General features: G+C 64.4%; 18 protein-coding genes. 7 read left to right on the top strand and 11 right to left on the bottom strand.

Features of this window, described 5'->3' with window-relative positions:
• The first annotated feature begins 3 nt into the window (after positions 1–3).
• The 3 genes from U4Y90_RS29785 to U4Y90_RS29775 are packed head-to-tail and all read left to right on the top strand — an operon-like array spanning position 4 to position 2,385.
• Positions 4–1,173 carry a dihydrodipicolinate synthase family protein gene (locus U4Y90_RS29785; protein ID WP_321800016.1) on the top strand — a complete coding sequence of 390 codons (1,170 nt, stop codon included), beginning with the start codon at positions 4–6 and terminating at the stop codon, positions 1,171–1,173.
• A gap of 13 nt (positions 1,174–1,186) precedes the next feature.
• Positions 1,187–2,161: a Gfo/Idh/MocA family oxidoreductase gene (locus tag U4Y90_RS29780; RefSeq protein ID WP_321800015.1), complete on the top strand. Its 975-nt coding sequence runs from the start codon at positions 1,187–1,189 to the stop codon at positions 2,159–2,161.
• Positions 2,161–2,385, top strand: a complete 225-nt coding sequence (locus U4Y90_RS29775; RefSeq protein WP_321800013.1) for a hypothetical protein — start codon at positions 2,161–2,163, stop codon at positions 2,383–2,385. The genes U4Y90_RS29780 and U4Y90_RS29775 overlap by 1 nt, the downstream gene beginning before the upstream one ends.
• 26 nt (positions 2,386–2,411) lie before the next feature.
• On the opposite strand, the gene U4Y90_RS29770 is transcribed toward U4Y90_RS29775, so the two are convergent.
• The 4 genes from U4Y90_RS29770 to hisD all read right to left on the bottom strand — a co-directional run bounded on the left by U4Y90_RS29770 (position 2,412) and on the right by hisD (position 6,976).
• The gene (locus U4Y90_RS29770; protein ID WP_321800012.1) at positions 2,412–3,422 is read right to left on the bottom strand and encodes an alcohol dehydrogenase catalytic domain-containing protein; all 1,011 of its coding nucleotides are present in this window, start codon (positions 3,420–3,422) and stop codon (positions 2,412–2,414) included.
• Positions 3,423–3,440: 18 nt separating this feature from the next.
• Entirely contained in the window at positions 3,441–4,760 is a 1,320-nt protein-coding gene (locus U4Y90_RS29765) for an MFS transporter (RefSeq protein ID WP_321800034.1), read from the bottom strand.
• Positions 4,761–4,865: 105 nt separating this feature from the next.
• Entirely contained in the window at positions 4,866–5,633 is a 768-nt protein-coding gene (locus U4Y90_RS29760) for an SDR family NAD(P)-dependent oxidoreductase (RefSeq protein ID WP_321800010.1), read from the bottom strand.
• A gap of 29 nt (positions 5,634–5,662) precedes the next feature.
• A complete protein-coding gene (gene hisD / locus U4Y90_RS29755; protein WP_321800008.1) occupies positions 5,663–6,976 on the bottom strand; it encodes a histidinol dehydrogenase in 1,314 nt (437 codons plus the stop codon).
• A gap of 241 nt (positions 6,977–7,217) precedes the next feature.
• Here hisD and U4Y90_RS29750 point away from each other — a divergent pair, with 241 nt between their 5' ends.
• Positions 7,218–8,273 (top strand): LacI family DNA-binding transcriptional regulator, encoded by a 1,056-nt coding sequence (locus tag U4Y90_RS29750; RefSeq protein ID WP_321800007.1) that lies wholly within the window; start codon positions 7,218–7,220, stop codon positions 8,271–8,273.
• Between the two features lie 8 nt (positions 8,274–8,281).
• Here U4Y90_RS29750 and U4Y90_RS29745 read toward each other — a convergent pair whose 3' ends face one another.
• The 5 genes from U4Y90_RS29745 to U4Y90_RS29725 all read right to left on the bottom strand — a co-directional run bounded on the left by U4Y90_RS29745 (position 8,282) and on the right by U4Y90_RS29725 (position 13,659).
• Positions 8,282–9,553 carry a cation:dicarboxylate symporter family transporter gene (locus U4Y90_RS29745; RefSeq protein WP_321800006.1) on the bottom strand — a complete coding sequence of 424 codons (1,272 nt, stop codon included), beginning with the start codon at positions 9,551–9,553 and terminating at the stop codon, positions 8,282–8,284.
• Between the two features lie 114 nt (positions 9,554–9,667).
• A complete protein-coding gene (locus U4Y90_RS29740; protein WP_321800004.1) occupies positions 9,668–10,702 on the bottom strand; it encodes an Ldh family oxidoreductase in 1,035 nt (344 codons plus the stop codon).
• Entirely contained in the window at positions 10,699–12,006 is a 1,308-nt protein-coding gene (gene dctA / locus U4Y90_RS29735; protein WP_415749427.1) for a C4-dicarboxylate transporter DctA, read from the bottom strand. Before dctA ends, U4Y90_RS29740 begins: the two co-directional genes overlap by 4 nt.
• A 155-nt stretch (positions 12,007–12,161) precedes the next feature.
• The gene (locus tag U4Y90_RS29730; RefSeq protein ID WP_321800003.1) at positions 12,162–13,337 is read right to left on the bottom strand and encodes a UxaA family hydrolase; all 1,176 of its coding nucleotides are present in this window, start codon (positions 13,335–13,337) and stop codon (positions 12,162–12,164) included.
• 52 nt (positions 13,338–13,389) lie between these two features.
• The gene (locus U4Y90_RS29725; RefSeq protein ID WP_050451961.1) at positions 13,390–13,659 is read right to left on the bottom strand and encodes a UxaA family hydrolase; all 270 of its coding nucleotides are present in this window, start codon (positions 13,657–13,659) and stop codon (positions 13,390–13,392) included.
• 249 nt (positions 13,660–13,908) lie between these two features.
• On the opposite strand from U4Y90_RS29725, the gene U4Y90_RS29720 reads away from it, so the two are divergent.
• On the top strand, positions 13,909–14,664 hold the full coding sequence (locus U4Y90_RS29720; RefSeq protein ID WP_321800001.1) for a GntR family transcriptional regulator: 756 nt from the start codon (positions 13,909–13,911) through the stop codon (positions 14,662–14,664).
• Positions 14,665–14,702: 38 nt separating this feature from the next.
• Positions 14,703–15,407, top strand: a complete 705-nt coding sequence (locus tag U4Y90_RS29715; RefSeq protein ID WP_321800000.1) for a hypothetical protein — start codon at positions 14,703–14,705, stop codon at positions 15,405–15,407.
• Positions 15,408–15,441: 34 nt separating this feature from the next.
• On the opposite strand, the gene U4Y90_RS29710 is transcribed toward U4Y90_RS29715, so the two are convergent.
• Together U4Y90_RS29710 and U4Y90_RS29705 are read right to left on the bottom strand one after the other, a co-directional pair.
• Positions 15,442–17,796, bottom strand: coding sequence for a type VI secretion system Vgr family protein (locus tag U4Y90_RS29710; RefSeq protein ID WP_321799998.1), 2,355 nt, complete (start codon positions 17,794–17,796; stop codon positions 15,442–15,444).
• A gap of 34 nt (positions 17,797–17,830) precedes the next feature.
• Positions 17,831–18,313, bottom strand: coding sequence for a type VI secretion system tube protein Hcp (locus U4Y90_RS29705; RefSeq protein WP_321799997.1), 483 nt, complete (start codon positions 18,311–18,313; stop codon positions 17,831–17,833).
• Between the two features lie 157 nt (positions 18,314–18,470).
• Here U4Y90_RS29705 and U4Y90_RS29700 point away from each other — a divergent pair, with 157 nt between their 5' ends.
• Positions 18,471–19,070 (top strand): type VI secretion system tube protein Hcp, encoded by a 600-nt coding sequence (locus U4Y90_RS29700; RefSeq protein ID WP_321799996.1) that lies wholly within the window; start codon positions 18,471–18,473, stop codon positions 19,068–19,070.
• Positions 19,071–19,076: the final 6 nt, after the last annotated feature.

Below are 19,076 nucleotides of genomic sequence, written 5' to 3'. Positions count from 1 at the left end.
GACATGAAATCGACCATCAAGCTTCCGACCGCCTCCGGCACGCTGGAAACGTATCGCGTGCAAGGCGCGCCGCTCGACGTGCGCACGCCTGCCGCGCCCTTCAACCGCATCGCCTATTCGGCCGCGCACGTCGTCGCCGATCCGTTGCGCGCGGGCGAACTGAACGGCGCGCCCGCCATCGACTGGGAACGCACGCTCGAGTATCGGCGCTATCTGTTGCAGCAAGGACTCGGCATTGCCGAAGCGATGGATACCGCGCAACGCGGCATGGGCCTGCCCTGGCCGAGCGCGCTCGAATTGATCGCGCGCACGATCGAGGGCACGCGCGACATTCCCGGCGCGCGCATTGCGTCCGGTTGCGGAACGGATCATGTCGCGCCACGCGATATCTCGACGTGCGATGAAGTCATCCGCGCCTACGCGCAGCAACTCGAAGCCGTGCAACGCGTGGGCGGACGCGTGATCCTGATGGCGAGCCGCGCGCTCGCGAAAGTCGCGCGCACGCCGGATGATTACCGGCGCGTGTATCGCGAGGTGCTGGCGATGTGCGATCAGCCGGTGATCCTGCACTGGCTCGGCGAGATGTTCGATCCCGAACTCGAAGGCTATTGGGGCGCGGGCGAATATCAAGGCGCGGCGCGCGTGTGCCTCGACGTCATCGGCGAGAGCGTGGACAAGGTGAACGGCATCAAGATCTCGCTGCTCGACGACGCGAAGGAAATCGCCTTTCGCCGAAGCCTGCCATCGTCCGTGAAGATGTACACGGGCGACGATTTCAACTATCCCGACCTGATTGCAGGAGACGAGCACGGCTTTTCGCACGCGCTGCTCGGCATTTTCGATGCCATCGCGCCGGCGGCGTCGCAGGCGCTCGCCGCACTCGCAAACGACGATCTCGACACGTTTCATGCACTGCTGTCGCCGACCGTCCCGCTGTCGCGACACATCTTTCGCGCACCGACGCAGTACTACAAGACGGGCGTGGTCTTTCTCGCGTATCTGAACGGCTTTCAGGATCACTTCTTCATGCCGGGCGGCCACCACGGCATGCGCCCGCCTGCGTATCTCGCGGATGTGTTCCGGCTCGCTGACCAGGCGCGTCTGCTGCGCGATCCGGCGCTCGCCGTCGAGCGCATGCGCAAGGTCCTCGCGCCGCTCGGCATCGATGCCTGATCGGAGACTCGACATGCGTGAAACGATCAGATGGGGCGTGCTCGGCGCGGCGAATATCGCTGACAAATTCGTCGTGCCCGCGATTCAACGCTCGCGCAACGGACGCGTGACGCATATCGCCGCACGCGATGGCGCACGCGCGAAAGCGTTCGCCGCAAAGCACGACATCCCCGCGACGTGCGCGGACTACGATGCGCTGCTGCAAAACGATGACGTGGATGCCGTGTACATTCCGCTGCCCACCGCGAGCCACTTCGACTGGTGCAGGAAGGCGCTCGAAGCGGGCAAGCACGTCTTGTGCGAGAAGCCCATTGCGATGACCGCCGCGCAAGTGCGCGAACTCATCGCGCTGCGCGATGCAACGGGCCTGCTGTGCGTCGAGGCGTTCATGGTCGCGCATCATCCGCAATGGCGACATGTTCGCGAGCGCATCGCCGAAGGCGTCATCGGCGAACTCGAACACGTCGAAGGATGCTTCACCTATTTCAACGACGACCCCGGCGCGCTGAAAAACAATCTCGAACTCGGCGGCGGCGGCGTGCGCGACATCGGCGTGTATCCGGTCGTCACGACGCGCATCGCCACCGGCGCGGAGCCGGTCGACGTGCGCGCCGAGGTGACGATCGATCCTCGCTACGGCACGGACAAGCTCGCCGTCTGCGATGTGCGGTTCGCCGATTTCTCGCTGCACTTCTACTGCGGCACGCAGCGCGCGCGCCGGCAATCGATGGTCTTTCATGGAACGCGTGGCTGGATCGCCGTCGATGCGCCGTTCAATCCCGGCGTGTATGACCACGCGCGTGTGCGCACGAGAACGGACAGCGCGGGCGAAGTCGAATCGGTCACGTTCGACGACGCCGATCAATATCGGTCGATGGTGGAGAATTTCTGCTCGAAGCTATTGGGCGCGCAGTCGGAGATCGTGTTTCCGCTCGAAAGCTCGCTCGCCAATCAGATCGTCATCGACCAGATCCTTTCCTTCGCCTGATGGATATCCGGACACTCCGCGCAACGCGCGCGCACGCGGCGGCGCGCGCCAACGCCGAAGACGCTTCGCTCTGGCGATGGTTCTCGGCGCTGCTCGATGCGCGCGACATTCGCTGGTGCCTGTCGGATCAGGGATGGCTCGTCAGCGTGCGGCATCGGCACGTGGCGACCGCTGACAGCTTCGATGAAGCCATCAGGGCAGCGAAGGCGCGAAGCGACGCCTGACCTCGCGCGTCGCAGTGCGAGGCCGCTCAGGCCGGCTCGGGTATGAGCAGGATCTTGCTCGACTTCGCCAGTCCGGCATGCAGATCCGCGAAGGCTTGCGCGCCGTCGGCGAGCGGCCGATGTTCGAGCCAGGTCAACGCGCCGAACGCGCCCTCGTGCAACGCGCCGACCGTTGCCCTGAGGTCGGCCATCGTGTACGTGTAGGTGCCCAGCAACGTGATCTCGGCGAGCGTCAGCTTTCGCATGTCGATCTCGCTCGCCCAGTCCTGCAGCCCGATGTGCATCATGACGCCGCCCGGCTTCACCGCCGCGAGCGCGCTGTTGCGCGTCGCTTTTGCGCCGACGGCGTCGATCACGCAATCGAAGCGATTCGCCTCGGCGTCGTGCTCCAACGGGTTGTACGTCTTGCACTTCGCTTCGCTTTCCGCCGATGCCCGTCGGGCAGCGTTGGTTTCGGCGACGGTCACGTCACGGCATCCGTACGACCGGAGCAGCAGCGCACTAAACAGCCCGATGGCCCCGCCGCCGACGATCAGCGTCCGGCACTCCGGAAGCGGCCTGCTCAACGCGCGCATGATCAGGTTCACGGCGTGCAGCGCGGTGGCCGCCGGCTCGGTGGCCGCGGCGACATGCGCGGGCATGCTCGCGGGAATGGCGACGAGGCTCGCCGCTGGTATCGACATGTATTCGGCGAAAGCGCCCGGACGCGTCATGCCCACCATCGTGCGATTCGCGCACAGGTTGTCGCGGCCCTGCACGCAGTACTCGCAAGTGCCGCACGTGATAAGCGGATTGCCCGTCACGCGCGTGCCTTGCTTCCACTTCGCGTCGCGGCTTTGAACGACGGTGCCGGCGAATTCGTGACCCAGAACCAGACCCGGCTTGCGGCGCGGATCGTGGCCGTGATAGGCGTGCATGTCGGACCCGCAAATGCCGACGGCATCGATCTTCAACACGACTTCGCCTTCCTCTGCGACGGGCGTCGGCCGTTCGAGCAACTGCATCTCGTTGGGCTGCGTATAGACGAGCGCTTTCATCTAAGGTCTCCGGATGGGTTATCGGGCTGCATTCAGTTCGCGAGCGCGAATGCGCTCACACCGCGGCGACTTGCGATGACGCGCGAGCCAGGCACAGCACAGCGCACTCACCACTCCGGCGGCCAATACATAGGCGCACAGATACCAGGGCTTGCCGAACTGCAGGCCGGTGAGATAAGTCGCCGCCACGGGCGTCAGACCGCCCGCGAACACGCCCGCGAACTGATAGACGAAGGAGATGCCGCTGTATCGCACATCGGGCTCGAAGGCCTCGGAGAAAAGCGACGACATGGTGCCGAACACCGCCGCATGAAATATCCCGAACGGGATGACGATGGCGATCCAGACCGGCAATGCAGAACCGTTCGAGCCGTGCATCAGCATGAAGGCGGGATAGGCGGAAAGCCCCGCGAGCAATGCGCCCATGCCATAGACGACAGGCTGCCCGACCTTGTCCGACACCCGTCCCCAGAACGGAATGAAGAAGGTCATCACGGCGGCGCCGAACACGACCCCGAGCAGCGCGGTCGTACGCGGGAAATGCAGCGTCTCGGTGAGATAGTGAATCGAGAAGACGCCGAACACGTTGAAGAACACGCCGTCGATGACGCGCGCGCCCATGCAGGCCATCACCGTGCGCGGATACTTGCGGAACACGTCGATGATGGGCAGCGCATCGTGCTTCGTTTTCTTCGCCTTGCTGAAGTCATCGGTTTCGGCGACGTGCTTGCGCATGTAGAACGTGACGACCACCAGCACGCCGCTCGCGATGAACGCCGAACGCCAGCCCCACGACAGAAACTGCGCGTCGTCGAGCGTGAAGGACAGCACGGCGACCACGCCCGATGCGAGCACGAGTCCGAGCGACATGCCGATCTGAGGAAGGCTCGCATAGAAGCCGCGCTTCGCCACGGGCGCGGATTCATACGTCATCAGCACCGCGCCGCCCCACTCTCCGCCGAGCCCGATGCCCTGCACGATGCGGCAGGCCAGCAGAAGCAGCGGCGCCGCGATGCCGATCGACGAATAGGAGGGAACGAGGCCGATCATGACGGTCGCGCCGCCCATCAGAAGCAGCGTCAGCATGAGCATCTTCTTTCGGCCGAGCCGGTCGCCGAAGTGGCCGAAGATCACGCCGCCCACGGGTCTCGCCACGAAGCCGAGCGCGAAGGTCGAATACGCGAGCATCGTCGAGACGACGGCATCCGCCTGCGGGAAGTACAGCCGATTCAACACGACACCCGCGACGACACCGTAAAGAAAGAAGTCATACCATTCGATCACGGCGCCGAGCACGCTGGAGAGCGTCACGGCTCGCAAGTTCTCCGAGCCCGACATGGCACGGTCATGCATCGCTTCATGCTCCGCGGGCAGCGCTCCGGGAAGGCCGCGCGCCTGACTACGACTGTCCTGTATCAACATGCTTGTCTCCACCATTGTCGATCAACGCGCGGTATAGCCGCCGTCGACCATGATTGTTTGACCGCTGATATAGCCGGATGCATCGCTTGCAAGAAACACGGCGAGGCCGTCGAGGTCCTCCAGTCTGCCGTTGCGGCCGACGCAGGTCTGCTCGGCATGTCTGCCGGCGAGCGCTTCATCGGCGAAGACCGACGCGGTGAGCGCGGTAGGGAAAAATCCCGGGCCGATGGCATTGCACGTAATGCCGTGGCGGCCCCACTCCTGCGCGATCGCGCGCGTGAGCTGAACCACGCCGCCCTTTCCCGCCCCATAGGGCGCGCTGTTCGCAAACGCGCGATAGGATTGAAGCGATGCGATGTTGACGATGCGCCCCCAGCCGCGCGCCTTCATCGCCGGCGCGAGCTTCTGGGTGAGAAAGAATGGCGCGCCCAGATGAAGCGTCAACTGCGTTTGCCAGCTCTCGGGCGTGACGTCGGCGAAAGACTGGCGCAAGTTCACGCCGGCGGCATTCACCAGCACATCGACCCGTCCGTTTTGCGCGAGCGCGTCCTCCGCGCATTGCATCGCGGCCTCGGGCGTGCCCAGGTCGGCGACGATCAAGCTCGCTGCAATGCCTTGCGCCGCGAGCGTGGCGGCAGCGTCGCGCAATGCGCCTTCGCGCCGGGCAGCCAGCACCACGCGCGCGCCGGCGCGTCCCAGCGCGCTCGCGATCGCGAGGCCGATGCCGGCGTTGCCGCCGGTCACGAGCGCGACACGCCCTTCCAGACTGAACATCCTTGCGAGTTCCATCGTTCGCTCCGTCGTGTGTGCGCTTGAAGTCAGACCTGTACAGCGTCGCCCTTTTCGAACTGCTCGTCCGGAAAGTATTTCTTCAGGCGATCGTCGGCCGTTCGCGCGTGCGCTTCCATGCCTTCTAGCCGCGAGATGCGCGCCGTCACTTCGCCGATACGGCGCGCTGCATCGCGTGTCATGCGTTGCCATGTCAGCGTCTTGACGAACTTGTGTACGGACAGGCCGCCCGAGTAGCGCGCCGCTCCCTTGGTCGGCAACACGTGATTGGGGCCGCTCGTCTTGTCGCCGAACGCCACGGTCGTTTCTTCGCCAAGGAAGAGCGATCCGTAGCATGTCAGGTTTTCGAGCCACCATTCGAGATCGGCCGCATGCACTTCGAGATGCTCCGACGCATAGCGGTCCGACACGTCGACCACTTCTTCGCGCGTATCGCAGACGATCACTTCGCCGTAATCGCGCCACGCGGCGGCGGCGGCGTCGCGCGCGGTCGGCGGCAGGTCGTCGATCAGGCGCGGCACGAGCGCCATCACTTCGGCGGCGAGCGCCTTCGATGTGGTGAAGAGCCACGCCGGCGATTCATGGCCGTGCTCGGCCTGACCCACGAGATCGCTTGCGACGATGGCAGGATCGGCGGTGTCGTCGGCGATGACCGCGACTTCCGACGGACCCGCGAACACGTCGATGCCGACCTTGCCGAACAGCGTGCGCTTCGCCTCCGCGACGAACTTGTTGCCCGGCCCGACGACGACATCGGCGGGCTTGCCCGTGAACAGGCCGAATGCCATCGATGCGATCGCCTGCACGCCGCCCAGCGTCATCACGACATCGGCGCCGGCGGCCTTGAAGCCGTACAGCACATACGGATGGATGCCGCCGCCGCGAAACGGGCTCGAGCACGCGATCACGGTCTTGACGCCCGCGGCTTTCGCGGTCGCGACGCCCATGTAAGCCGAAGCGATATGCGCATATCGGCCCGCCGGCGCGTAGCAGCCGACCACGTTGACCGGAATGACGCGCTGCCCCGCCGTCACGCCCGGGTGCAGCTCCACGGAGAAATCTTCGATCGAGCGGCGCTGCGCGACGGCGAAGTCGTGAACCTGCTTCACGGCGAAGTCGATGTCATCGCGAATATGTTGCGGCACTTCGCGCGCACGGCGCTCGATTTCCTCGCGCGCAACGATGATGTCGCCGTCCCAGTGATCCAGCTTCTTCGCGTACGCCCGCACCGCCGTTTCTCCGTTCGCTTCGATTTCGGCGAGCATTTCCGTGACGACGCGCTGCGCGGTCGCCGTTTCGGTTTCCGGGGTTTTGGCGGCTTTCTTCAGATAAAACATCGACATGATTGTTCTCCTGGGATTGACGGTCGTCTGTCTGGGGTCGGAATGCAAGCGCTTGCATTTCGATGTAAAAAATAAGCCGGTACGGTTCCGGCATCATGTGACAAATTCCGCTCCGAAATGCAAGCGCTTGCATTTATAATAGAGAAACTGGGTTGGCAATGAATCGGTATTGACACCTAGAGGCTTTCTCGACGCGCCGGTGTGATGCTGGCGCATGACCCGCAGATGCACGGCATCCCGAATGAATGACGCAACCGACGTAACCCACATCGACCGGCCGCGACTGTCCGACGTCGCCGCGCTCGCGGGCGTTTCGACCGCAACCGTCTCGCGAGCGCTGTCGAATCCGGAAAAGGTCAAAGGCAAGACGCGTGACCGGATCTTGCAGGCGATCGCGCAGCTCGGCTATGTGCCGGACGGCGCGGCGCGCGCGCTCGCCTCCGGTCGCGCCCGCATGATCGGCGCCATCGTGCCGACGCTCGACAACGCCATCTTCGCGCGTGCGGTCCAGGGACTGCAGAGCACGCTGTCCGGCGCGGGCTATCAGTTGCTGATCGCCGCGCACGAATATAGCCTCGCGTCCGAGACGGAAGCGACGCGCGCGCTGCTCGAACGCGCCGTGGACGCGCTCGTGCTCGTCGGGGCCGAACACGCGCACGAAACATGGGAGATGATCCGCGCGAGCCGGATTCCCGTGCTCATCACCTGGACCAACGCCGCTGCCGCGAGCGAGATCCTGACGACGACGGCGCCGCTCATCGGCTTCGACAATCGCCTGATCGGCAAGCTCGCGGCGGAGCATCTGCTCTCGCTGGGCCATCGGACCTTCGGCATGATTTCCGGGGTGACGCGTCACAACGACCGCGCGCGTCACCGGCTGAACGGTTTTCGCACCGCGCTCGCGGAGGCCGGCGTGCGTCTGCCCGACGCGAACGTGATCGAACAGCCGTTCGGCTTCGACGGCGGGCGCGCCGGACTCAAGCATCTGATGCAACTGCGTCCCCGGCCCACCGCGGTGTTTTGCGGCAACGACGTGCTCGCGCTCGGGGCGCTGTTCGAAGCGCAGTCGCTCGGCATCGACATTCCGGGCGCGCTTTCCATCGTCGGTTGCGACAACCTGCCTATCTCGTCGCAGATCGCACCCGGGCTGTCCACCGTGTTGCTGCCCACCTATGAGCTGGGACAGCGCGCCGCGCTCACGCTGCTCGACTGGCTGACGACGGAGCGTCCTCCCGCCGACGTCTGCCTGCCGATCGAACTCGTCGTGCGCGGCACTAGCGGCCCCGCGCCGGATTAGGCGTCCGTTCATCGCGTCACGGCTTTCGGCGGCATGCCGAGCGTTTCGCGCATGCAGACGTCGTCGCGCTGACGTTCCCAATGCGCGACGGCCACCGTCGCGACCGCGTTGCCGATCATGTTCGTCGTCGCGCGAATTTCCGCGATGAAGCGATCGACGCCCAGCACGATCGCCGCGCCCTCGATCGGAATATGCTTGAACGCGGCGAGCGTCGCGAGCAGGCAGATGAAGCTCGCGCCGGCCACGCCCGCCATGCCGCGCGATGTCAGCATCGAGATGCCGACGAGCACGGCTTGCTCCGCCACCGACAGTTGAATGCCGAACGCCTGTGCGATGAACACCGCGCATATCACCTGCGCGACGCACGTTCCCGCGAGATTGAACGTATAGCCCATCGGCATCACGATGCCGACAACGCCGCTCGGACAGCCGAGCGCTTCGAGCTTCCGCACGAGCTGCGGAAACGCGGCTTCCGACGAAACCGTCGCGATCACCAGCAGGATCTCGCCGCGAATGTACTTGAGCAGACGCCACAGGCTCACGTCGCACATGAGACAGATGCCGCCGAGTATCAGCACGATATACGCGAGCGTGGCCGCATACACCGTGACGAGCAGCATCAGCAGCGAGTTCATCGTGCCGAAGCCGAACTTGCCCACCGCGTACGCCATCGCGCCGAATGCGCCGATGGGCGCGAGCCGCATCACGATGCGCACGACGCCGAAGAGCGCGCTGCCCACGCCTTCGAAGAACTTGTAGGCGGTCTCGCCCGTCTTGCCCGCATGCGACAGGCCGATCGCGAAGAGCGTCGAGAACAGCACGACCTGAAGCATGTCCGCGTTCGCGAAGGCCGACACCGCGCTATCCGGAATGATGCCGAGCAGAAAGCCCATGATGCCGCCCGATGCATGCATCGAGCGCTCATAGCCGCTCAGCACGCTCGCGTCGATGGAACTGGGCGTCAGGTTCATACCCGCGCCCGGCTGAATGGTGTTGACCGCCCACAGTCCGAACAGCAGCGCGATGGTCGTCGTCAACTCGAACAGGATGATCGACTTCCCGCCGATGCGCCCGAGCGCACCCGCCCCGCCCATCTCCTTCGCGCCGAGCACGATCGTCACGAAGATCAGCGGGGCGGTCACCATCTTCACCAGCTTGATGAACGCCGTGCTCAGTGGCGCGACGCTTTGCCCGGCCTGCGGAAAGTAATGGCCGAGCAACGCGCCGGCTACGATTGCGATGAGAACCTGCACGTAAATCTGACGAAAGATCTTTCGCATGCTTGTCTCCGGGCGTCATGAAGGCGCCTGCTTTTATATCGCTGGGGAAGAAGCTGAATGTATTCGGGTGTTTCCTGTTCGTGCCGTGGTAATGGATGCGCGCGCCGATTCGAGTCAGAGCGCGTCGGCGCTGTCGTTCGCGAGCGTGCGCAGTTGCTCGAATAGCTTGCGATTGACCGCGATGCCGTTGCTAGCGCTCGCCGCCGCGATCTCGTGCCGGCGATAACCGGGCAGGCGGACGTCGTCATCCGCGAGCATCAGTTCGATGAGGGTTTCGATGCGCTCCTGATAAACGCGCGATCCCGCGAGCGCATCCGGATCGAGCAGCCAGAACAAATGTCCGACGCGCGAGCGCGGTCCCTCTTCGGTCAGAAACGAACCCGCTTCCGAACCGAATTGCGCGCCCGAGAGCGCCGCCGCGAGCAGTTCGACCATCAACGCGAGCACCGCGCCCTTCGCGCCGCCGAACGGCAGCATCATGCCGCCGAGCGCGGCGCGGGCATCGGTGGTCGGCGCGCCGTCGATGGTCGTCGCCCAGCCTTCGGGAATCGGCTTGCCGTCGCGCGCCGCGACCATGATCTTGCCGCGCGCCACCTGCGACAAGGACAGGTCGATCATCAACGGCTCGGCCTTCGCGCGCGGAAACACGGCGGCGATCGGATTGGTGCCGAGCAAGGGATGCTTGCCGCCCCACACCGGCATGGACCCCGGCGCGTTGCTGAACGCGAGACCGACCAGCCCCGCGCGGCCGACCGCTTCGAGGTGATACGCGCCCGCACCGAAGTGATGACTGCGTGTCACGCTCGCCGCCGCCGTGCCGAACGTGCGCGCGCGTTCGATGCCGGTCGAGATCGCGAGCGCGCATGCGCCGAACGCGAGGCCATCGGCGGCATCGACGAGAAACGCCGCGCCCTTGTCGCGCACGATGGCGGGCACTGCCGCCGCGTCGATGCGGCCGTTGCGCAACTGCGCGAGATACATCGGCAGGCGCGCGACGCCGTGCGACGAAAGTCCCCGTGCATCCGCGTAGACCAGCGCTTTCGCGGTGGCGTCGGCGGCGGACTCGGTCGCTCCCGCTTCGAGCAGCGCGCGGCGCGCCAGTGAATGCAGCGTGGCCGGAGAGAGCGTGATTTCGTCGGATGCGGTCATTTCTGCATATCCTGAGCGGGTTCGATCAACATGCGCGTCTCCTCTTCGAGGGCCGCGCGCGGGTCCGCGAGTATGACACGCGCCGTTTCCACATCGAACACGCCTTCCCAGCGCGCGACCACCAGCGTCGCCACCGCGTTGCCGATCATGTTGACGAGCGCGCGGATCTCGTTGAGCACGCGGTCGATGCCGATGATCAGCGTGATGCCCGCCACCGGAATGATGTCGTGCGACGACAGCGTGGCGGTGAGCGCGACCAGCGCCGCGCCCGCGACGCCCGCGCCGCCCTTCGACGTGAGCAGCAGGATCGCGAGCAGGCCGAGTTGCTGCATCAGCGACAGATGCGTGTTGGTCGCCTGCGCGATGAAGAGCGAGGTCATCGTCAGATAGATGGCCGCGCCGTCGAGATTGAAGGAATAGCCGGTCGGCAGCACGAGGCCGACGACCGACTTCGGGCAACCGAGCCGTTCGAGCTTTTCCATCAGGCGCGGCAGCACGGACTCCGTCGTCGACGTGCCGAGCACGATCAGCAATTCCTCGCGCAGATAGCGCAGCAGCGACCACAGGCTCACGCCCGCCCATCGGCATGCGGTGCCGAGCACGAGCACGACGAACAGAATGCTCGTCACGTAGAAGCACAGAATCAGCAGGCCGAGCTGCTGTAACGTGCCGATGCCGTACTTGCCGACCGTGAACGCGATCGCCCCGAACGCGCCGAGCGGCGCGAGACGCATGATCATCTCGACGATGCGCATCAGCGCGTCGCCCAGTTGCTCGATGCCAAGCGCGAGGAACTTGCTGCGCTCGGACATCAGCGACAACGCGACGCCAAACAGCACGGAGAACAGCAGCACCTGAAGCAGATCGCCGCGCGCGAACGCGCCCACGACGGAATTCGGCACGAGCTCTTCGAGCAGGCTCTTGTGTTCCGCGCTATGCACCTCGGTGACGAAATGCGAGACCGCGCCGGGATCGAGCGTCTTAGGATCGATGTCGAGGCCCGCGCCCGGATGCACGACATTCGCGACGACCATGCCGATGACGAGCGCGATCGTCGTCACGATCTCGAAGTACAGGATCGTCTTGAAGCCGACGCGTCCGACCTGCTTGAGGCTCTCCATGCGCGCGATGCCGACGGAAACCGTGCAGAAGATCAGGAGCGTGATGAGCATCTTGATCAGACGGATGAAGGTATCGCCGAGAGGCTTGAATTGCACGCCGAGTTTCGGCGCGAAGTAGCCGACGACAATGCCGGCCGCCAGGCCGATCAGGACCTGGACGTAGAGATGCTTGAGCACGCGCAAGATGGTGTCTCCTCCACTCGCTGCTGCAAGATGACGACGGGCGCGCGAGCCCGGTTCGCGCCGTTTCTGCGACGGCTGTCGAACCGGCGCGCGCACCGGACGGGGACTGCTGCTTGTCTGCTTCTACGTGACGATGAGATCGAGGCTTCGCGTGCCTATGCGCTTTCGAACAGGCGCGTGAGAACGAACTCGCGATGGCCCAGCGTTTCGGCGGCGGTCCAGCGACCGTTGGCCGTCGCGAGCATGCATTCGAGCAGCTTGTCGCCGGTCTGATCGAGGTTCTGCTCGCGTTGCAGGATTCCCGAGACGTCCACGTCGATATGCTCGCCCATCGTGCGCACGGTGCGCGGATTCGCGCAGATCTTGATGACGGGCACGATTGCATTGCCGATCACGTTGCCCTGCCCCGTCGGGAAGAAATGCACCGCGAAGCCCGATGCCGCGCACAGCGTCACCATCTCGGCCGCGGCCGACGACGAGTCCATGAACCACAGGCCCGAATGCGTGGGCTCTTCCGCCTTGTCGAGCACGCCATCGACCATGCACTTCTTGCCGATCTTCTGGATGTTGCCGAGCGCCTTTTCCTCGATGGTCGTGAGGCCGCCCGCGATATTGCCTTTGGTCGGCTGCGATTCGGAGAGATCGTCCGTCTTCCAGCGATTGATCATGTCCTGATAACGGTCGAACATGAACTGGAAGCGCTCGCGCACGCTGTCGTTCGCGCAGCGGGCCGCGACGATCTGTTCGCCGCCCGTGAGCTCCGACGTTTCGCCGAACACGAGCGTATTGCCGAGACCGTAGAGCTTGTCGAACGCATTGCCGACGGTCGGATTCGCGCCGCAGCCCGACGTCGTGTCCGATTCGCCGCACTTGGTGGAGACCCACAGTTCGCTGATCGGGCATTCCTCGCGCTCGAGCGCCGTTGCGTATTGAACCATCTCCTTCGCGGCCTTCGATGCGCGCATGATGGTGTCGTGATCGCCGTGCAGTTCGATGCCGAAGCCCATGACCGGCTTGCCCGACTTCGCGATGCCGTCCACCACGCGCTTGGTCCAGCCTTCCTCGATGCCGATCACCACGACCGCCGCGACGTTCGGATTGGAGCCCGCGCCGATCAGCGTGCGGAAGTGCAGGTCGAGGTCCGCGCCGAACTGCAGGCGGCCATAGGGATGCGGAATCGCCATCGTGCCTTTGATCGCGCTCTCGACGGCCATCGCGGCGGCGTTGGACAGATCGTCCACGGGAAGAATGATGACGTGGTTGCGCACGCCGACGCGGCCGTTTTCACGGCGATAACCGCGGAAAGTGGTGTCCAGTTGAATCACGCTCATGATGTCTCTCTCGATGTGGGGTGAAGGGGGGGCCGAATTCGCGTGCGACGCTTTACCAGCGCTTCGTCTTGATGTTGTGCACGTGCGCGTGCTCGCCCGCCGTGATGGGCGCGACCACCTTGCCGATATCCACGCCGTACTTGAACACCGTGTCGCCCACCTTCATGTCCTTGAGCGCGACCTTGTGACCGATCGGAATGTCCTGCTTCGCGGGCACCGTGACGATTTCGTCCTCGTCCATGATCCACGCGTTCAGTTGCGAACCCGCCTTGATGCCCTCGACGACCGCGACGCCCACCGTGTCCTTGGCTTCGTGCAGCACGATATGGATCGTCCTGCGCTCACCCGCTTCCGCCTTCGTTGCACCGCTCGTTCCCGCTGCTGCGTGACTCATGTGCTCCTCCTGTTGGTGATGTGCCGAAGGGCCCGTCGAACCGACCCGGCGCCGTTCGTTGAGATGCATAGTAGGCGCCGATATCATCCATGTCAACTAGGTCATCTATATGTGTTACATCTTTTCGGCGCGCGGGTACAATGAGCCCACATTGAGAATGAAGTCGAGGGAGGCGCGATGAGCACAGTCATGGCCATGCCGATCGGTCCGGGCGGCACGCGGTACAAGGAAGTGAAGGAGGCGATGCTGGCCGCGCTGACCGCGCAGGAATGGAAAGGGGGCGAGGTGATTCCGTCGGAGAAGAAGCTCGCGGAGCGCTTCGGCGTGTCGATCGGCACCCTGCGCAAGGCGATCGACGAGCTATGCGCGGAGAACATCCTCATTCGGCATCAGGGCCTCGGCACGTTCGTCGCGCAGCATCGGCGCGACCGGCATTTCTTCCGCTTCTTTCGCGTGGCGCGTCGCGACGGCGATCGCACCTATCCGGTCGTCACGCTCGTCAATTTTAAACGCGCGAAGTCGACGCCGGCGGTCGCGGCGCGGCTCGGCATCGACGAGGGCACGCGGCTGTTCGTCTTCACCAACGCGCTCGCGCTGCACGACAAGGTCGTGCTGGTCGACACGATCATGCTTCCGGAAACGAAATTCCCCGGCCTCACCGAAAGCATGCTGAAGAGCCGTCCGAACACGCTCTACAACTTCTACCAGGACGCCTTCGGCATCAACGTGACGGGCACCGATGAACGCTTGCGCGTCGGGCGGACGAGCGAACTCGAAAGCACGCTGCTCGAACTCGACGTGGGTGCGCCCGTGCTGGAAGTGGAACGGGTTGCGTATTCGATCAATCAGAAGCCGGTCGAATATCGGATCACGCACATCAACACGGACGAGTACGAATACCTGGCCGGTACGTCGAAGAGCGGTGAGATTTGACGGATGCGTCGACAGCGCAGGAGCATCGGATTGGAGACATGCTGACTTCCGTCTTCGCGAGCGGCGACGCCATGCGCAGTCGAAGCGTGAGCGACATCGTCCTCTCGGACGTGCTCGACGTGCCCGCGCCCTCCGCGCGCGTGCTCGCGGACTGGCAACGGGAGACGTCGACGAGGCTCCTTCTCGAACCGGGAGATGTCGAAGCGATGCCTTTGGCGCGAACGCAGATGCGCTGGCCGGACTACAAGCGCTGCGTGCAGGCGATGTCCGACTGGACGCGTGCGCGTGGGCTGTCCGACGTGCTCGCTTCGAGTGACGTGGCGCTCATGGCCTGCCGCGGAGCGCGGTATCACCACGACGGCGCGCACTATGGCGGCGCCGCCTTCTGCAATCTCTTCCTCAGCGAGGACAGAGGTCTGGACCTGCATTTTCCTTCTACGGGCCGTCGCATTCCCCTTGTCCGCGGAACGGCCGTGATCTTCGATACGGGCCAGCCTCATGGCGTCATCCGGCGAAGCGGCGACCGCTTCAGCGTGGCTGACTTCCCGCCGGATCAGGATCTCATCCAGATATTCCTGACATGGGAGCTTCCGATCGAAGACGCCCACGTCGGACGAGCGCTCGAAGTGGTCTTCGACATCGACGGTTCCACGCCGCTGCAACCCGATGAAGAGCAAGTGCTGTTGAACGGCGCACCGGCTCGCGTGTGCCCGGAATCGGGGCGCTGGTACGAAGGCGACTAAAGTTCACGAGCGGCGCCGGCGTCGTCATCTGCCTTCAGTTCTGCAAGATCTTCGATCCCTTCATCACGATATCGCTGTCGGCCTTCGCGTTGATCTTGCCGCTGCCGGTGATCGTGATGTCCTTGCCCTTGATCTGGATCGTCCCGTCCTTCTTCATCGTGATGCTCGCGTCGCCCGTGACGAGCGAGATCGAATCGGCCGCGCTGACCTTCAGGTTTTTTCCGACCGTCAACGTATCGTCTTCCGTGATCGATGTCGTGCGCGCCTTCTTCACCGTGCTCGACTGCGCGCCGTCGATGGTCTCGCCCATATCCTTGCCGACCGTCACGGTCTGACCGCCGGTAACGCCGAGCGTCTGATCGCCGCCGACCGTGGTCTTCTGATTGCCGGTGACGTCGACGGTCTGATCGGCGCCCACGCTCACCTTCTGATACGCGACGATCTTCACCAGCTGATACGCGCCGATCGCGATTTCCTGCGCGAGTCCCACCGTGATCGTCTCGTTCAGGCCGACGATATGCGTCCGCTGCAACAGCACGCTAGCGGTTTCCATCATCTTGACGAGGATCGTGCGCGTCTTGTCGATCGTGATGTTCTCGTGGCCGCCGACCGTTTCCGTCCGGTTCGCGACGATCGCGATCGTCTCGTTGTTGCCCACCTTCTCGTTGCGATCGACCACCACTTCGATTTTCTCGTTGTTGCCGACCGTTTCCGTGCGGTTGTGCTTGACGACGGTCGTCTCATCGTGATCGATATTCTTTTTGCGATCGTGCCCGACCCAGTGCGTCTCGTCGTTCTCCACTTCGATGCTCTGATCCTTCTCCGCGTGAAGCACAACCTGCTCCGCGCCCTTCTTGTCCTCGAAGCGCAGCTCGTTGCAGTTCGCGGCGCTGCCGCCCTTGCTCGAACGGCTCTTGATGCCAGACTGCGTCATGTTCGCCGGCAAGTCGTAAGGCGGCATCTGCTCGGCGTTGTACACGCGGCCCGTGATGATCGGCCGGTCGGGATCACCCTCCAGAAAATCGACGATCACTTCCTGACCCATGCGCGGAATCGCGACCGCGCCGAAGCCTTTGCCCGCCCACGGCTGCGACACGCGAATCCAGCACGAACTGTTCTCGTCGCGCTTGCCTTGCCGGTCCCAGAAGAACTGCACCTTCACGCGGCCGTACTGATCCGTGTAGATCTCGTCGCCGCCCGGACCCACGACGACGGCCGTCTGCGGTCCCTGCACGAACGGCTTGCGCGCGCTGCGTGCGGGCGCGTAGGCCTGCTTCGCGTCGATCGCGGAAAACCAGCATTCGCAGCGATTCGCCTGCGCGCCGTCGAAGGCTTCGTAATCGGCAAGGTCGATTTCATAGCGCGTGCGCGTGACGAGATACTGCGCGTTCTGATCCGCGCGCGGATGCCGCGTCAGCTTGAGCAGCGCGCCCGCGCGCACGCTGCGGCTGTTGGTGCGCGCTTCGACCTGATGCCAGTTGATGTCGGGATCGTCGGGCACGCTGGCTTCCACGCGCCACTCTTCGGCACGCGCTTTCGCGCGGCTCTCGCCGTGATCCGCCTCGACGTAGCCGCCGGGATAATCGAAACATTCGAGCCCGGAAAACGCATCGAAGCCCTGCATGTGCTTCACGGCCTGCTTTTGCAGCGGCCGCGACGGATGCTTGAAGTCGTAATCGGTGAGCAGCCAGTTGCGGGTTTCGATCGCGTGATGCGTGCGCCATTCGCTGATGTATTCGACGTCGGGCGCGGCGGCCATCACCGCGCCGTACGGCAGCGACTCGCAGCCCGCGACGCTCTCGTGCGCGGCGAGCGTGTCGGTCAGAATCAGCGATTCCTTGCCGTCCTTGTCCAGAAACCAGTAGTAGATGCCTTCGTCTTCGAGCAGCCGGCTGACGAAGTTGAAATCCGATTCGCGATACTGCACGCAATATTCACGCGGCGGATGCGCGCGCGTGCTCGCCTTCCATTTGATCTCGCCGAATTCGAGACCTTTGTAAACGGGATCGGCGAAGACGGCTTTCACGATCTCTTCGACCGTCTTGTTCTGAAAAATGCGGCAGTTGCTGCGCCGCGCGAGCAGCCACAGCCACGGCCGCACCGCCGCTTCGTAGACATGCAGCCGGCCGCGCATGCCGGTTTGCCGAAAGCCCACCACATAGCCGCCGAACACGCGCGGCTTCGCTTTCGGCACGCTGAGCGACACTTTTACGTGCTTGCCCAGGATGCGGCCGAAATCGAGGTCCGCGCGCTTCGATACGAGCGTCAGCTCGATGCGCGGCATGCGTCCGAGCTCCGCGCTCGCGCGCACGCCCAGGATGCGCAGGTCGTCGCCGAGCGGCGTATCGACGCTGACGAGCGGGCTTTGCGCTGCGGCATCGTTGGCCATCGGCGCACCGGCTTATCGGTTGGTCGATTCGGAGTCAGCGGACTTCGGTGCTGCGCACGTCCCAGCCGAACTTCACGGCGCCGCCGAGCGCGCCCTTGTCGTCCTGCGGCTTGTACTCGAACTCGATGTCCGCATAGCTCAGATCGACGGTCTGCTCCGGATGACCGTTCGGCACGCACTTCAGCGCGACCTGCGTGACAGTGACCTGCTTCATCGTGACGGTGAGGAATTCCTTCTGCCCTTCGCCCGCCTTGCTGACGGTGAGCTTCGCGCTCGCCATGTGCTTGCCGCTCGCGCAGTTCTTCTTGAGCGTGGGCGCGGACTTGTCGTACTGATGCACGAACTGGAAGACGCCCGGGCACGCCTTGCCGATGCCGCTGCCGCTGCCCGTCATCGGATTGCTCGCGTTGGTCACGCCCCAGGTGAAGCTGAGCACCTCGATCTGTCCTTCCGCCCCTTTGTGCTTCGACTCGCCGTCGATTCCATCGATCTTCAGATAGCAGTCGGTCGTAGCCATGTGATCCTCCGTCGTGATCGGCATTGGTTGCATTCGGCGCGCACGCCCCGCGCATGCAATCCACTGGTTAAACGAATCGCGCCCGCGGTTTTTGAACTTCAAAATCGCACGGCGCGCGCCGTCTTATTTCCGATACGCCGAAGAACGGATCATCACGATGCCAACCCACGACCCGCGCGAGCCGCACCCGGAAAGCATGCTCACGATCGACGCGCTGCGCCAGTTCGATCTGCTCGCGCTCACGGAATCCGACGACATGTTCCTGCACGTCGTGCCGAAGCGCAGCAACACGCCGGTCAAGGGCGAAGCGAAAAAGCGCGGCGACTGGGACACGCCGATGCAGATTCACGGCTGGCGCTGGGCGCAAGGCTACGACGCCGCGCCGCTCGCCGCCGCGCTCAACGCCAACGACATGCGCGTGACGGCGCTCGGCGTCATCAAATCGGTGGATTCCGCGTCGCCCGTGCTCGCGCGGCTGTGCGCGCAGGCGGAACTGCTCGCGCTCGCGCATATCCGCTGCTTCAAGTCGGCGGGCACGGACCACGGCGTGCAGATCGAATATCTGTCGATGAAGCTGGAGCAGGCGTATATCCGCAACTATCACATCTACACGAGCGCGCGCCTCGCGCGGCCGTGCGAGGTGTTCGAGCTGTCGGCGCAGCAAATCACGATGATCTGCGCGCCGCAAACCGAAACCGGCAGCCGCGGCGCGGACGTGACCTTCGCGCTCGACGTTTCCGCGCGCCGCGTGACCTAGACGGAG

The organism is Caballeronia sp. J97, assembly GCF_905220305.1.
Classification (GTDB): domain Bacteria; phylum Pseudomonadota; class Gammaproteobacteria; order Burkholderiales; family Burkholderiaceae; genus Caballeronia.
Note: the sequence above shows the minus strand (reverse complement) of the source record. Positions and strands in the feature narration are given on the sequence as shown.